At 36.7% G+C, this 15,273-nt stretch carries 17 protein-coding genes; 15 read left to right on the forward strand and 2 right to left on the reverse strand.

Annotated elements, in window-relative coordinates:
* Positions 1 to 595 precede the first annotated feature (595 nt).
* Positions 596 to 784, reverse strand: coding sequence for a sigma factor G inhibitor Gin (locus H9655_RS19925; RefSeq protein WP_318245524.1), 189 nt, complete (start codon positions 782 to 784; stop codon positions 596 to 598).
* Positions 785 to 950: 166 nt separating this feature from the next.
* Here H9655_RS19925 and H9655_RS19930 point away from each other — a divergent pair, with 166 nt between their 5' ends.
* The 10 genes from H9655_RS19930 to rsmI all read left to right on the forward strand — a co-directional run bounded on the left by H9655_RS19930 (position 951) and on the right by rsmI (position 8,123).
* The gene (locus H9655_RS19930) at positions 951 to 2,384 is read left to right on the forward strand and encodes an aminotransferase class I/II-fold pyridoxal phosphate-dependent enzyme (protein WP_191816992.1); all 1,434 of its coding nucleotides are present in this window, start codon (positions 951 to 953) and stop codon (positions 2,382 to 2,384) included.
* The gene (gene tmk / locus H9655_RS19935; protein WP_191816993.1) at positions 2,377 to 3,015 is read left to right on the forward strand and encodes a dTMP kinase; all 639 of its coding nucleotides are present in this window, start codon (positions 2,377 to 2,379) and stop codon (positions 3,013 to 3,015) included. Before H9655_RS19930 ends, tmk begins: the two co-directional genes overlap by 8 nt.
* Positions 3,016 to 3,108: 93 nt before the next feature.
* Positions 3,109 to 3,438 (forward strand): cyclic-di-AMP receptor, encoded by a 330-nt coding sequence (locus H9655_RS19940; protein ID WP_191816994.1) that lies wholly within the window; start codon positions 3,109 to 3,111, stop codon positions 3,436 to 3,438.
* An 18-nt stretch (positions 3,439 to 3,456) separates the two neighbouring features.
* Positions 3,457 to 3,897, forward strand: coding sequence for a YaaR family protein (locus tag H9655_RS19945; RefSeq protein WP_095371305.1), 441 nt, complete (start codon positions 3,457 to 3,459; stop codon positions 3,895 to 3,897).
* Between the two features lie 13 nt (positions 3,898 to 3,910).
* Entirely contained in the window at positions 3,911 to 4,918 is a 1,008-nt protein-coding gene (gene holB / locus H9655_RS19950) for a DNA polymerase III subunit delta' (RefSeq protein WP_191816995.1), read from the forward strand.
* On the forward strand, positions 4,911 to 5,735 hold the full coding sequence (locus H9655_RS19955) for a PSP1 domain-containing protein (RefSeq protein ID WP_191816996.1): 825 nt from the start codon (positions 4,911 to 4,913) through the stop codon (positions 5,733 to 5,735). The genes holB and H9655_RS19955 overlap by 8 nt, the downstream gene beginning before the upstream one ends.
* Positions 5,736 to 5,748: 13 nt before the next feature.
* Positions 5,749 to 6,105, forward strand: coding sequence for a DNA replication initiation control protein YabA (gene yabA / locus H9655_RS19960; RefSeq protein WP_191816997.1), 357 nt, complete (start codon positions 5,749 to 5,751; stop codon positions 6,103 to 6,105).
* 137 nt (positions 6,106 to 6,242) lie between these two features.
* A complete protein-coding gene (locus H9655_RS19965; protein WP_191816998.1) occupies positions 6,243 to 6,983 on the forward strand; it encodes a tRNA1(Val) (adenine(37)-N6)-methyltransferase in 741 nt (246 codons plus the stop codon).
* Entirely contained in the window at positions 6,973 to 7,242 is a 270-nt protein-coding gene (locus H9655_RS19970) for a GIY-YIG nuclease family protein (protein WP_191816999.1), read from the forward strand. Before H9655_RS19965 ends, H9655_RS19970 begins: the two co-directional genes overlap by 11 nt.
* A gap of 5 nt (positions 7,243 to 7,247) precedes the next feature.
* Positions 7,248 to 8,123, forward strand: coding sequence for a 16S rRNA (cytidine(1402)-2'-O)-methyltransferase (gene rsmI / locus H9655_RS19975; RefSeq protein ID WP_191817037.1), 876 nt, complete (start codon positions 7,248 to 7,250; stop codon positions 8,121 to 8,123).
* A gap of 36 nt (positions 8,124 to 8,159) precedes the next feature.
* On the opposite strand, the gene H9655_RS19980 is transcribed toward rsmI, so the two are convergent.
* Entirely contained in the window at positions 8,160 to 8,450 is a 291-nt protein-coding gene (locus H9655_RS19980) for an AbrB/MazE/SpoVT family DNA-binding domain-containing protein (protein WP_191817036.1), read from the reverse strand.
* 521 nt (positions 8,451 to 8,971) lie between these two features.
* Here H9655_RS19980 and metG point away from each other — a divergent pair.
* From metG to rsmA, 5 genes are all read left to right on the forward strand, one after another.
* Positions 8,972 to 10,933 (forward strand): methionine--tRNA ligase, encoded by a 1,962-nt coding sequence (gene metG, locus H9655_RS19985; RefSeq protein ID WP_191817000.1) that lies wholly within the window; start codon positions 8,972 to 8,974, stop codon positions 10,931 to 10,933.
* A gap of 204 nt (positions 10,934 to 11,137) precedes the next feature.
* Positions 11,138 to 11,905 (forward strand): TatD family hydrolase, encoded by a 768-nt coding sequence (locus H9655_RS19990; RefSeq protein ID WP_191817001.1) that lies wholly within the window; start codon positions 11,138 to 11,140, stop codon positions 11,903 to 11,905.
* Between the two features lie 444 nt (positions 11,906 to 12,349).
* Entirely contained in the window at positions 12,350 to 13,552 is a 1,203-nt protein-coding gene (locus H9655_RS19995; RefSeq protein ID WP_191817038.1) for a G5 and 3D domain-containing protein, read from the forward strand.
* A 247-nt stretch (positions 13,553 to 13,799) separates the two neighbouring features.
* Complete coding sequence (gene rnmV, locus H9655_RS20000) at positions 13,800 to 14,360, forward strand: ribonuclease M5 (RefSeq protein WP_191817002.1); 561 nt, start codon at positions 13,800 to 13,802, stop codon at positions 14,358 to 14,360.
* Complete coding sequence (rsmA, locus tag H9655_RS20005) at positions 14,353 to 15,234, forward strand: 16S rRNA (adenine(1518)-N(6)/adenine(1519)-N(6))-dimethyltransferase RsmA (RefSeq protein ID WP_191817003.1); 882 nt, start codon at positions 14,353 to 14,355, stop codon at positions 15,232 to 15,234. The genes rnmV and rsmA overlap by 8 nt, the downstream gene beginning before the upstream one ends.
* The last annotated feature ends 39 nt before the right edge of the window (positions 15,235 to 15,273 follow it).

Raw genomic sequence — 15,273 nt, forward strand, 5'->3', positions numbered from 1 at the left:
TCAGCGCCGATGGTAGTTAGGGGCTGTCCCCTTGTGAGAGTAGGACGTTGCCGGGCAAGATGAAAGAGCACATATTTTGTATGTGCTCTTTTTTGTGTATATAAGTTGGTAAATGATATGCCCCCTATAAATGAGAAAATAACATTAAGTATGTGCAAATGATTAAAAGATAACGTGAAATGGCTTAGTAGAGAAAAGGATTCAAAAGAAAAAGGGAGAGTAGCGTGAGTAAAAAGCGGAAGATGATTTTCAATTTTTCATTATTGGTGAACACAGTTTTAATCCGTTTGTTTGGTTATTGGATATTTGAATGTGAGCCTAGTTCATAAAGAGTTATTTTATTCTGAAGTAAAATATAAACTTGTTGAGCTTGATGGTTTAATAGAAATCAAAAATGTATGTTTAGTTCGGACTTTTTCTTTCAATAATTGAAGTTGTAGATTCTCCTTTGAGAGAGTCATTTATACATATAGGGAGATAAGTGCGCCATATGACGAAAGCACACAGTAGACAGGCTTGTAAATTAAAAAAACTCCCTAATATTTGTTAAAATAATAGAGAAGATCATAAGATAAGTATAGAAGCAAAAGGGAAACTAAGATAAAATTTCAGGTGTAGTGACTCTTTTTAATTGTTGGACATAATAATTATAATGTGGGTCATCTGTTGCAGTATTCACGATTTGTTCCTCACAATCCATACAAATAAAAGAAGTATATAAATGGATACCAGCAGATTGTGATTGATCACAGATTACACATGTTTTTTCATTAAACGTTTTCACAAATGTCACCTCCGTACATTCAATCATAGCCAATGATTATAAAATATATACAATATTTAGAATTTAACTCTCATAAATGAGTTGTTAACAGTTTATGTTTGTAATCACCAATAGGTGTATGTCTATACAGTAATTTATTTAAACTAATAAAAAGGATTTGCGTTCAATGGATCAGAAACAAATGCCGTTAGTCGAAAAGTTAATACAGCATATAAAAAGAAAGCCTGAAAATTATCATGTACCAGGTCATAAAGGAGGGAGTCTGCTCACTGGAGTGAATGAGGTTGATGATTATTTTCGACAACTTTTACAATTGGATTTGACAGAAATCAATGGGCTTGATGATCTTCATTCTGCTGAAGATGTAATCAAAGAAGCTCAATCCTTGCTTGCCGATTTATACGGGGCTAAAAGAAGCTTTTTTCTTATAAATGGTTCTACGGTAGGTAATTTAGCGATGATCTGTGGCACATTAAAAAGAGGGGATCGTGTGCTTGTTCAAAGGAATAGTCATAAGTCTATTTTGAATGGCCTTAGACTTATTGGAGCTGAACCCATTTTTATCATGCCTGAATTCAACAAAGAGTGGGGTATAAGTGAAGGTGTCTCCTATACTCATATTGAAGAAGCATTAAATAAGTATGAAGACATTAAAGCTGTTATTCTTACATATCCGAGTTATTATGGTACAGTGTATCCATTAGAAGATATTATTGCACTGTGCCGCGAAAAAAAAGTATTCGTTTTAGTCGATGAAGCACACGGTGCTCATTTTATAGCGAATACAAGATTTTTTCCACCCTCTAGTTTACAATTAGGGGCAGATGTAGTTATACAATCTGCCCATAAAACATTGCCAGCTTTAACAATGGGAGCCTTTCTTCATATTCAAGGTGATCGAGTGGATGAAGACAACATACAGGAATATTTAAGTATGTTGCAATCAAGTAGCCCATCTTATGTTATTATGGCTTCATTAGATATGGCTAGATTCTTTGTCAGTCAATATACAGAAGAAGATGGTAAACATTTAGTCGAACGAATAAATGAAGTGAAGAAGGAATTGAGTGCTATTGCTGGACTAGCTATTATGCCAACAGATGACCCATTAAAACTGGCTTTAAAGTTTAAGCATATGAGTGGTTATCAACTACAAGGGTTACTAGAGAATCGAGGTATTTATACAGAATTAGCTGATCCGATGAATGTTTTATTTGTACTTCCATTATTAAGATGCGACGATGAGGATCGTTTCAATAAAATAATAGATGCATTACAAGAAATTAGCACTGACATCCCCAATGGAGAAAAAGAAGTAAAGGTGAATCCAATTCCATCTCATTCAGAATTAGTAGAGGTACCCAAGGCAGCAATGATTGTTACAGTTCCTTTTACCAGTGCAATTGGTGAAATTAGTGCACGCATGGTGACACCATACCCACCTGGTATTCCTTTAATATATAAAGGTGAAAGAATTACACAAGAGCATATCACTAGTTTGCAAGGTTATTTAAATGAAGGTGCACGGATTCAGAACAGGGAAAATTTAAATCAATCATGCATAGAAATATATAAGACAGCGAGGGACAATGATGACTAAAGGTTACTTTATTTCAATAGAAGGTCCAGATGGGGCAGGGAAAACGACGATTACAGAAATGGTTAAGGAGCAATTAGAAGCAGAAGGATATAATGTCGTACATACGAGAGAGCCTGGTGGCATTGCTATTGCAGAACAGATCCGGGCTGTTATACTGGATCCGAAGAATACAGAAATGGATGCAAGAACAGAGGCTTTACTTTATGCCGCAGCAAGACGACAACATTTAGTTGAAAAGGTCTTACCAGCCCTTGAAATGGGTAAGATTGTACTATGTGATCGATTTGTTGACAGCTCTATTGCTTATCAAGGATTTGCAAGAGGGATTGGTATTGAGGAAGTTTGGTCCATCAATCAGTTTGCCATTGAAAATGCTATGCCTCAATTGACTTTATATTTCGACATCGCACCAGAACGAGGGTTACAGAGAATTAATCAAAATAAGGGCAGGGAAGTAAATCGTTTAGATTTAGAAGATTTACAGTTTCATCAAAAGGTATATGAAGGATATGAAATTGTACGGAAGCAAGCATCTAATCGCATCCAAACGATCAATGCCGATGCCAGTGTTGAAAAAGTATTTGAGCAAACGATGGATATTGTGAGAAAAGCTCTTCAATATAAAGATTAACCTACTTGGCGAAAAATTCGGTCAGTATATCTCTGTTTGTGCATAGAATAACTGATATAATAGAAGAAAGTATGGATATAGGAGGGTGGTATGATGAAGCTCGTATTAGCAGTCATACAAGATCAAGATAGTAGTAAATTGTCTAAAGCATTAGTGGATCATAATTTTCGTGCAACGAAATTAGCCAGTACAGGAGGATTTTTAAAGTCGGGTAATACAACCTTTTTAATTGGTACGGAAGATATTCGAGTAGACAAATGCTTACAGGTCATTAAGGATAATTGCCAATCGAGAGAGCAACTTGTTGCGCCGGTTTCACCAATGGGTGGTAATGCCGATTCATATATTCCTTATCCTGTTGAAGTAGAAGTAGGTGGAGCGACGGTATTTGTTCTTCCAGTAGAACAATTCCATCACTTCTAAACCTATTTGGAGGCATAAATGAAGATTAATCAAGATTTACGTCTTAATATAGATAATAGAAGGCAAGATAGTAAGCACCCTATCGGATCGCAAGTGCGTTTTAATGACCTGGTGCAGAAAAGTGGTCAAAAAATGCAGATGACACAAATGCAAATGCTCTTAGGTGATATAGAATCAGCTGGCCAGAGGGTAGCTAAGTCTAGGAGCTTTAAAGATTTAGCAAAATATAAAATGCTTGTTAAGCGTTTTGTGAAAGAGACTGTCGAGTATGGGTTGGATATTAAGCAATCACATAGTTGGAATCAACTAGGACAAAGTAGGTCATTGAAAATTGTAGAAACGATTGATGAAAAGCTGGCTCAACTAGCCGATGACCTACTTTTGCAAGAGAAAAGCGCCATTGATATTCTTAGTAAAATTGGAGAAATCAAAGGGTTATTAATAAATTTATATACGTAAGTGAGTGGTCAGCATGACAAAAACATGGGATCAAATAGAAGAATTACAGCCAGTCGTGTTGAAGATGCTTAAAAATAGTTTAAGTAAGGAACGCCTTGCCCACGCCTACCTTTTTGAAGGGTTGAAAGGAACAGGAAAAAAAGATACGGGTATGCTTCTAGCAAAGAGTCTTTTTTGCACTGCCCCACTTAACGGCTATGTTCCATGTGAAACATGTAATAATTGTAAAAGGATTAATCATTTTAACCACCCGGATGTACATCTTGTTGAGCCGGATGGGCAATCGATAAAGAAGCAGCAAATTCGGTCATTACAAGAAGAATTTTCAAAACGAGGCGTTGAATCCAGTAGAAAAGTATATATCATCGTTCATGCTGATCGGATGACAACAAACGCAGCAAATAGTTTGCTGAAATTTCTCGAAGAACCGCATATGGATACTACAGCAATTTTACTGACAGAACAATCTCAGCGAATGTTACCTACTATATTATCAAGGTGTCAAACGATCTCATTTCAGCCAATCGCTGCAAAATTTTTAGTACAACAATTCGTAGATTATGGTGTAAAAGAAAAATATGCCCCGTTACTTGCGCAAATTACCCATAATTTGGACGATGCTTTAGCATATAGTAATGATGATTGGTTTGTACAAGCACAAAAAATAGTGTTAAAATTATACGAAGTACTTAAAAAAAATCCGTTACAAGCGATGGTCACTCTCCAAGAAGAATGGTTTCCACATTTTAAGGAGAAGGAACATCAGGATTTAGGTTTAGACTTATTACTTCTTTTATTAAAAGATTTGTTATATATACAGCTTGATAAGAGTGATAGGCTCGCCTATACGCATGAGCTTAGCTGGCTAGAACAACACGCGCTTCATACATCTAATAGAAAGTTAACAGAGCAAATGTCTGCAGTTTTAGGTGCAAAAAGAAAGCTGCAAGCAAACATGAATGCGCAGCTGTTAATGGAACAGCTAGTGTTAAAGATGCAGGAGGGATCTTCATTTGTATGATGTAGTAGGTGTTCGCTTTAAAAAAGCGGGCAAAATATATTATTTTGATCCCGGTGATCTTCAAATACAAAAGGATGACTTTGTCATTGTCGAGACTGTAAGAGGAGTGGAATACGGTAAAGTTGTTATTGCTCCTAAAAAGGTTGGAGAACATGATGTAGTCCTACCTTTAAAAAAAGTTCTACGTATTGCTGATCAAAAGGATCGTATGATTGTAGAAGAGAATAGACAAGCGGCTAAAGAAGCTTATCAAGTTTGTTTAGAAAAAGTAACTACACATCAATTGGATATGAAATTGGTGGACGTTGAATATACTTTTGACCGCAATAAGGTCATCTTTTACTTTACAGCTGATGGTAGAGTGGATTTCCGTGAACTAGTAAAGGATTTAGCGGCTATTTTTCGGACAAGAATCGAACTTCGTCAAATTGGTGTTCGTGATGAGGCGAAGATGCTTGGTGGCATAGGCCCGTGTGGGAGAATGCTTTGTTGTTCCACCTTTTTAGGTGATTTTGACCCCGTTTCGATCAAAATGGCTAAGGATCAAAATTTATCTTTGAACCCAACGAAGATATCTGGTTTATGTGGGCGCTTAATGTGCTGTTTGAAATATGAAAATGATGAGTATGAAGCGGCTAAAAAAGAGCTCCCAGATGTAGGGGAATGGGTGAAGACACCCGAAGGTTCTGGAAGGGTAGTAGGATTAAATATACTTGAAAGAATTCTACAAGTTAACCTGAAGGAACAGGAAAGAGTGCTTGAATTTACGTTAGACGAAATTAGTGAGAATACCGTGTCAGTTCAATCCACAGATTAATGAGGTGGAATGCTTGGATAAAAAAGAAATCTTTGACTCTGTAGGTAATATGGAATCGCAAATCGGTCAATTACATTTTCAGCTTGGTGAGTTGAAACAGCATCTTGCTGAGGTGTTAGAAGAGAATAATGCATTAAAGTTGGAAAATGAACATTTACGTAGAAGATTAAAGATTACATCCGACCGAGAAAAGAAAAATGAGCAGCAGAAGGAAGAAACAGAGAAAGAAAAACTCTTTGATATAGGGGAAGGCTATGACAACCTTGCTAGGCTATATCAAGAAGGCTTCCATATTTGTAATCTTCATTTTGGTAGTCCTAGAAAAGATGGGGATTGCTTGTTCTGTTTATCATTTTTAAATAAAAAATAATCGATACCTTCCTTCTAAACAAGGAAGGTTTTTTTAAAGATATAACATTCGTTTTCTGGTGTAGTGGAGGCATTTCACCTTGGGGCTTCAACCGATAAGTAGAACGAAGTGTGCTTTTTAGTAATGGAGGAAGAGGAATGGTTATTTTAAAGGGTGATGAAAGGTTAGATCATTTGTTAGCAGAGGGATTGAGAATTATTCAGAGTCCTTCCGTATTTTCATTTTCGGTTGATGCCGTTTTATTGGCTCGATTCACTTACTTACCAATACAAAAAGGAAATATCATTGATTTATGTAGCGGTAATGGTGTGATTCCTTTGTTTTTAAGTGCAAGAACAAAAGGAATGATTACAGGAGTGGAAATACAAGATCGTCTTGTTGATATGGCGAATAGAAGTATTCAATATAATCATCTAGAGAATCAAGTGAAGGTGTTAAAAGGGGATGTGAAAGGCATTGCTCGGCAATTAGGGTATGCTAAGTATGATGTGGTGACATGCAACCCACCGTATTTTCCAGTCGATACCAATAAACATAAAAATGAAAACGAGCATTATGCCATTGCTCGGCATGAGATTCTCTGTACATTAGAAGATACAATTCAGTCAGCTAGTCAGCTAGTTAAGCACGGCGGAAAAGTTTCTTTTGTTCATCGCCCAGGAAGGTTATTAGATATTGTGACATTAATGAGAAAGTATGAGATAGAACCAAAACGGATCCAAATCGTTTATCCTGAGCAAGGAAAAGAAGCGAATGTGCTTCTAGTGGAAGGCATTAAAAAAGGAAAACCTGACTTAAAAATATTGCCGCCATTGTATATCTATGAGCCATCGGGTGAGTATACAAAGGAAATGAGGTTGATGTTGTTTGGAGACTGAAACTCATTACTTTTACGTTCTCGAATGCAATGACGGTACCTTCTATGCTGGGTATACAAATAACCTTACACAAAGGATAAAAAAGCATAATGCTGGAAAAGGAGCTAAATATACAAGGGGAAGAGCACCGTTAACGCTTATTTTCCATCAAATATTTGCAAGTAAGTCCGAGGCGCAGAAAATGGAATATCGTTTTAAACGATTGAGTAGACAGAAAAAAATTGAATGGATGAATACCCAAAGAGAAGAAGGTCGGTGAGTAATGTGCAACAACAGAAGAGTTTCCATATGGAGAATGAAAAAGGCATTCTCTACTTAGTGCCAACACCTATAGGTAATCTAGAGGATATTAGCTATCGTAGCTTAAGAATATTAAAGGAAGCCGATTGGATTGCAGCGGAGGATACGAGGAATACAAAAAAACTATGCAACTACTTTGAGATAGAGACTCCCATCATTAGTTACCATGAGCATAATAAAGAGAGCAGCGGTTATAAATTACTTGCAAAATTGCAAGACGGAGAGAAAATTGCGCTTGTCAGTGATGCAGGTATGCCAACCATTTCTGATCCAGGCTATGAGCTGGTTACTAGTGCCATTGAAGAGAATCTCACTGTTGTCCCATTACCTGGTGCGAATGCCGCACTTACAGCATTGATTGCTTCAGGGCTACCGACACAGCCGTTTTACTTTTATGGATTTTTAAATCGGCAAAAGAAGCAGAAAAAGGCAGAGTTAGAGACGCTTTCGAAAGTATCTTCTACAATTATTTTATATGAATCTCCTCATAGGTTGAAGGAAAGTTTACAGCTCATGTTAGATATATTAGGCGATCGCTCAATTGTTTTAAGTAGAGAGCTAACGAAGAAGTATGAAGAGTTTATTAGAGGGTCGATCAGTGAAGCAGTAGAATGGGCAAGTCAATCAGAAATTCGCGGGGAATTTTGTTTAATTATTGAGGGCTGCAAAGAGCCAGTAGAAGAAAGTAAGTGGTGGGAAGGGTTATCTATTGAAGAGCAGATTACCTATTATATAGAAGAAAAAGGTTTGAAAAGTAAGGATGCCATTAAACAAACGGCGCTAGACCGTGATATGAGTAAACGTGAGGTATATAAAATTTATCATATTGATGAAGTGTAAAAAATAGAGACTCGCAAATAGGAGTCTCTTTGTTATTTATTTAGTTAGTTCAAAATTGTTTTGGATTTCTTTAATTAATTGCTCAGCGCCATCTTTGCTAAGGATTAATTTTCCACCCGCTAGTGAAATGTTATCATCAGATACTTCACCAGTTACTTGGCAAGTCATGTTTGGCTTATATTTCTTTAAGATGATTTTTTCATCATCCACATAAATTTCTAATGCGTCTTTCTCAGCAATACCAAGCGTACGTCTAAGTTCAATTGGAATAACTACACGACCTAATTCATCAACTTTACGAACAATACCAGTAGATTTCATAATAATTGCTCCTCCCAGTCATCTATCTAATTATTTATCTTTTTCGTCATTATTCGACAAAAATCATTGTTGATATTATAATACCAACCATTGCCATAATCGTCAATTACTTTATTTTATTTTTGTGTGGAAATAATTAACACGACGAAGAATGTTGATTTATCAACATTTATGATGGAAAAGTCATGGATACAAACTCACCCATTTTTTAGTAGACGTACATACCTCGATTCGACATACCGACAAAATTCGACAAATTCCACTTATGTGTCTATTTTCCTGTCGAAACTTTAATTGGAACATGGCGTTAGAAAAAACACGGAGATTGCCATAAAACCATGGCTTCTCCCTTCGGAAATGTTGCACAAATTCAAGTTTTTAGGTATATTTTGAGGAAGATAGAGGCTAAGATGACTCATATATATTCTTTTTTCATGCAATGAAGAAACAATAAAAAATATAGGGTCAGAAATGAGAGATTAGACTCGTCATAAGGACGGGTTTTTTAAAATGAGGAGGAAATAAACATGGAGGAAAAATTAAAGACTTTTTATTTAACCACTCCAATTTACTATCCGAGCGGAAATTTACATATCGGACATGCTTATACGACTGTTGCTGGTGATGCAATGGCACGTTATAAGCGTCTAAGAGGTTATGATGTAATGTATTTGACGGGTACTGATGAGCATGGCCAAAAAATTCAAGAAAAAGCGGAAGAAAAAGGGGTTTCTCCTCAAAGTTATGTGGATGAAATCGTTAGCGGTATCCAGGACCTATGGAAAAAGTTAGATATTTCTTATGATGACTTTATTCGTACAACAGAAACAAGACATAAAGAAGTTGTTGAGAAGATTTTTGCTCAATTATTAGAGCAAGGTGATATTTATCTTGGGGAATATGAAGGTTGGTATTGTACGCCTTGTGAATCGTATTTTACTGAAACACAATTGGTTGAAGGCAACTGTCCAGATTGTGGGAGACCGGTTCATCGTGTGAAAGAGGAGTCATATTTCTTTAAAGTGAGTAAGTATGCGGATCGGTTACTACAATATTACGAAGACAACCCTTCTTTTATTCAACCAGAGTCTAGAAAAAATGAAATGATTAATAACTTCATTAAACCTGGATTAGAGGATTTAGCTGTATCTCGTACAACATTTGATTGGGGTGTGCCCGTTCCGGGAAATCCGAAGCATGTCATTTATGTATGGATTGACGCCTTGTCAAACTATATTACGGCATTAGGATATGGTTCAGATAATGATAGTAAGTATTTGAAGTACTGGCCTGCAGATGTTCATTTGGTAGGAAAAGAAATTGTGCGCTTCCATACTATTTACTGGCCAATTATGTTAATGGCGTTAGACTTACCATTACCAAAGAAAGTATTCGCTCACGGTTGGTTATTAATGAAAGATGGTAAGATGTCTAAATCTAAAGGTAATGTAGTAGACCCAGTTACATTAATTGATCGTTATGGTCTAGATGCGTTACGTTACTATTTATTGCGCGAAGTGCCGTTTGGCGCTGATGGTGTATTTACACCTGAAGGTTTCATCGAGCGTATTAATTTTGATTTAGCCAATGATTTAGGAAATCTCTTAAACCGGACAGTGGCCATGATTAATAAGTACTTTGACGGCTTTATTCCAACTTATCGTGGGTCAAACGGTGAATTTGATCAAGCGCTTGTACAAATGAATGAAGAGACAGTTGGAAAATATGAAGAAGCAATGGAAAACATGGAGTTTTCAGTTGCCCTGTCTGCTGTATGGCAATTGGTCAGTCGTACGAATAAATATATTGATGAAACAAAGCCATGGATGCTTGCGAAAGAAGAGAATACACAAGAGGAACTAGCAACGACGATGTACCACTTAGCAGAATCGTTAAGAAGAATCGCCGTTCTATTACAACCGTTCTTAACAAGAACACCAGAGAAGATCTTTACGCAGTTAAATGTAAACAAAGAAGAGCTCATCTCTTGGGAGAGCATTGAGACATTTGGTAAAATTGGCGAAGGTATAAAAGTACAAAAGGGCGATCCTATTTTCCCTCGTCTTGAAATTAGTGAAGAGGTTGAGTATATTAAGCAAAAAATGCAAGGTAGTGCACCTCAAGGGGAAAAAGAAGAGAAGCAAGTACAAGCGAAACCAGATAGTGAGGAAATCACGATTGATGACTTCATGAAAGTGGATTTACGGGTTGCTCAAGTTGTAGAGGCTGAACCAGTCAAAAAAGCGGATAAGTTATTAAAATTACAACTGGATTTAGGTTATGAAAAACGTCAAGTTGTTTCAGGTATCGCAAAGTTTTACAAACCAGAGGAATTAGTTGGCCGCAAAGTCATTTGTGTAACCAATCTTAAACCTGTTAAATTGCGTGGGGAATTATCTGAAGGAATGATTCTTGCTGGAAGTGAAGATGGCGCATTATCATTAGCGACAATTGCAGAATCATTACCAGTAGGCGCGAGAGTCAAATAATATCCGATTAATGGAAGCAGAAGGTTTTAGAACATAGAAATGTGATCCGTTATAAAGACGATGATGCATTTCTATGTTTTTTATTTTTCTATAATATATTTAAATAAAGTTATTAAGGTTAAATCTATATATAAGAAGAAAGTTGTTCATTGAATATAATAGTTGTTAGTTTTCTAAAATAATAATAAAAAAGGAGAAATCAGGATGCTATTTGATACACATGTTCATTTAAATGCGGAACAATATGACGAGGATTTGGAAGAAGTGATTAAGCGGGCAAGGGAAGCTGGGGTTGAAAAAATGGTCGTCGTTGGTTTTGATCGACCTACGATAGAAAGAGCAATGGAACTGATTGAACAATATGATTTCCTTTATGCGAGCATTGGTTGGCATCCAGTTGATGCGATTGATATGACTGAAGAAGATTTAATTTGGATAGAGGAATTATCGAAGCATCCAAAAGTTGTTGCAATCGGAGAAATGGGGTTAGATTACCATTGGGATAAATCACCAAAAGATGTGCAAAAAGACGTGTTTAGACAACAAATACAATTGGCTAAAAAAGTAAAATTACCGATTATTATTCATAACCGTGAAGCAACAGCGGATATCGTAGAAATATTAAAAGAAGAAAATGCCGCTGAAGTAGGAGGGATAATGCATTGTTTTAGTGGAAGTCCTGAAACAGCTAAAGAATGCATTGATATGAATTTTTATATTTCATTAGGTGGCCCCGTTACTTTTAAAAATGCTAGAAAGCCAAAGGAAGTGGCAGCAGAAATCCCATTAGAAAAATTGTTGATTGAAACAGATTGCCCATATTTAGCTCCGCACCCATTCCGTGGCAAACGCAATGAACCAAGCTATGTGAAGCTAGTTTGTGAACAAATTGCTGAAATTAAAAACATACCAGTAGAAGAAGTTGCAGCAATTACTACCGAAAATGCCAAAAAATTATTCGCTATAAATTGACAGCAAATATTGTCAAAAAAAAGAGAAGCTTGTCCAAATGTTTTCTTATACCAAAAAGTTCTACACAGGAATCTGTCCTCATAGGATAACCGTGTCGATATCTCTCACTTTGCAAAAAAATGCTTTTTCTGCATAATAGAGCGTACGTGCAGAAAAAATTTTTTCTTGTATGGAAAGAGGGAAAAAAGAGTGTTTCGGAGAATAGAAGGTATATCAGTTTGCCTGACTTCTGAAATGCTCGATCGATTCAGTATTTTTAGGGGGTGTGGATGATAAGGTGAACGCTCTTTTCTTGAACTCTTTATAAGGGGAAGAGGAATCCTTGGGGATGTTCCGTTTTATCTTTCCCTCCAAAAAATCAGATAGTGAGTGTTGACAGTCAGCAAGATAGTCTATATAATCACTCCGAGAGAAAAGGAGGCAATTTTCATCGTGATAAATTACATGAAAAACCTGTTATCCAAGTCTTTGAGCAAGAAAAAATGGGCAATTATCTTTGCTAGTCTAATCGTTACGATTACAGCTAGCGGTTTTTTAATCTTTGAAATGACAAAGAAAACCGTTGCGCTAACATTAGATGGTGAGGAACGAACAATAAATACACACGCAAAAACCATTCAAGAGATATTTGACGAAATGGATATAGGATTACGCTCAGAAGACTATGTGTATCCCTCGGTGGATAAAGCCGTTAAGGACAATATGGAAGTAGTCTGGAACCCTGCCGTGCAGGTGAAGATTACTGACAAAAAAGATTCCGAGGTCATATGGACAACAGCTGATACTGTGCAAGAGCTGATAGATAAAGAGAATATAGAATTAAGTAAACATGATGTCATTGAGCCTAAGCTAGGCGATGCAATTACAAGTAAGATGGACATCAAGATTGATCGCGCGTTCAAAATAAAATTAGCAGACGGTGCGAACGATAAAACTGAAGAAGTGTGGTCAACTTCGACTACGGTCGCTGACTTTTTATCGCAACAAGATATTAAGCTAGGAAAATTAGATCGTGTTGAACCAAAGTTGGATGAGACAGTCAAAGAAAATGACGTAATAAAAGTCATCAGAGTTGAAAAGGTCACCGATGTAGTGGAAGAACCAATTAAATATGCGGTCGTAACTAAAAAAGACGACAGCTTGAACAAGGGTAGTGAAAAGGTTCTTGAGAAAGGCAAAGAGGGACTTTTGAAAAAAGAATTTGAAATTACTCGTGAAAATGGAAAAGAAATCTCTCGTAAATTACTTAGTGAAGAAAAAGTAAAAGAATCAAAAGATCATATCGTTGCAGTTGGAACAAAAGTTTCTCAACCAGCGACAAAAGTGGCTTCTCGCGGCGAGACGAATGAATCTAGCGGTAAAGAGATGTATGTTAGCTCGACAGCCTATACTGCAGGCTGTAACGGCTGTTCAGGTGTCACAGCGACGGGATTAGATTTAAAATCTAATCCAGGAGCAAAAGTGATAGCGGTAGATCCAAGCGTTATTCCTTTAGGGACAAAAGTATATGTGGAAGGTTATGGTTATGCTGTAGCTTCCGATACGGGATCTGCTATTAAAGGGAATAAGATTGACGTATTTTTCTCTAGTAAGTCTGATGCTTATCGTTGGGGACGTAAGCAAGTGAAAATACGTGTACTTAATTAGATGGTGTTTGTAAGCAGAGGAAATCGTCCTCTGCTCTTTTTCTGTTAGTTCATTTTCGCATTTTCTTTCGAAGGATGTTTCATATATAATAAAATGCATGCTAACTTGCTGCACTATTATTATATATATTTAGACGATTAACATTACAGAAATGTTTCACTTTTTTTGCAAATAATTCATTCTTTTTAAAGTAAGTTTGCTGAACAAGTATATATTGGAACTTTTTAGTGAACGGATAGGTGTTAAAATGAAAATAAAAGAGATTATCGTAGTAGAAGGTAAAGACGATACTGTCGCAATTAAAAGGGCATTAGATGCCGATACAATTGAAACAAATGGCTCAGCGATTAATTTTGAGACATTAGAAAAAATAAAACTGGCACAAAAAACGAGAGGTGTAATTGTTTTAACAGACCCTGATTTTCCTGGTGAGAAAATCAGACATACGATTACAAAGCACGTACCACAGTGCAAGCACGCCTTTATTGATAAACAGTTTGCCATAGCTAAGCATGGTAAAGGTGTAGGTGTAGAGCATGCTTCTGTTGAAGTGATACGAGAGGCACTCTCTCATGCCTATGTCATGACAGAGGAAGCTGTGGCGGAAGTGACGCAAGCTGATTTAATGGATGCTGGCCTAATTGGTGGCAATGACGCAAAGAAGCGCCGAGAAGAGCTAGGCAAGATTTTAAAGATAGGTTATGCCAATGGCAAGCAACTGCATAAACGTTTAACAATGTTTCAAATTACAAAGAAAGCCTTTTTGGCAGCGGTAGCTAAAATGGACAAGGAGCTTGATTATGAATAAGGATATTGCCACACCGATACGAACGAAAGCAATTTTAGAGAAGCATGGCTTTTCGTTTAAAAAGAGTTTAGGTCAAAACTTCTTAATAGATACGAATATATTAAATCGCATTGTAGATCATGCTGAATTAACACCCGAGTCTGGTGCAATTGAAATTGGACCTGGTATTGGTGCATTAACGGAGCAACTGGCTAAGAGAAGTGAGAAGGTTTTAGCTTTCGAAATCGATCAGCGCCTATTACCAATATTGGCAGATACACTTGCGCCTTATTCAAATGTAAAAATCATTAATGAAGATGTGTTAAAGGCGGATATTATTGCAGCGATACAACAAGAATTTGCCAATATCGATGATTTAATGGTCGTTGCTAATTTACCTTATTATGTTACGACGCCAATCATTATGAAGTTATTAGAGGATCAGCTCCCGATTAGAGGTATTGTATGTATGTTGCAAAAGGAGGTCGCAGAGCGTATTTCTGCGAGTCCAGGCACTAAAAGCTATGGCTCTCTTTCGATTGCGATTCAATATTATACAAAAGCAGAGACTGTCATGATTGTTCCTAAGTCTGTCTTCATTCCTCAACCGAATGTCGATTCAGCTGTTATTCGCTTAACAAAATTAGATCAACCAGCAGTGAAAGTTCAAGATGAAGACTTCTTCTTTACAGTAACAAGAGCAAGCTTTGCACAAAGGAGAAAAACCATCCTCAATAATTTAACGAGTCAGTTAGAGAAGGGGAAAGAAAGAAAAGAGTTCATTGTCCAAGCTTTAAATCAAGCAGGGATTGAACCAACGAGAAGAGGAGAGACGTTAGGGTTAGAAGAATTCGCTCGTTTGGCTGATGCATTACTACCTCACTTTCGTTCATAGGATTTACTAATAAATAGGTATTAGCACATGAACCGGACT

The organism is Cytobacillus stercorigallinarum (assembly GCF_014836495.1).
Taxonomy (GTDB): Bacteria; Bacillota; Bacilli; order Bacillales; family Cytobacillaceae; genus Cytobacillus; species Cytobacillus stercorigallinarum.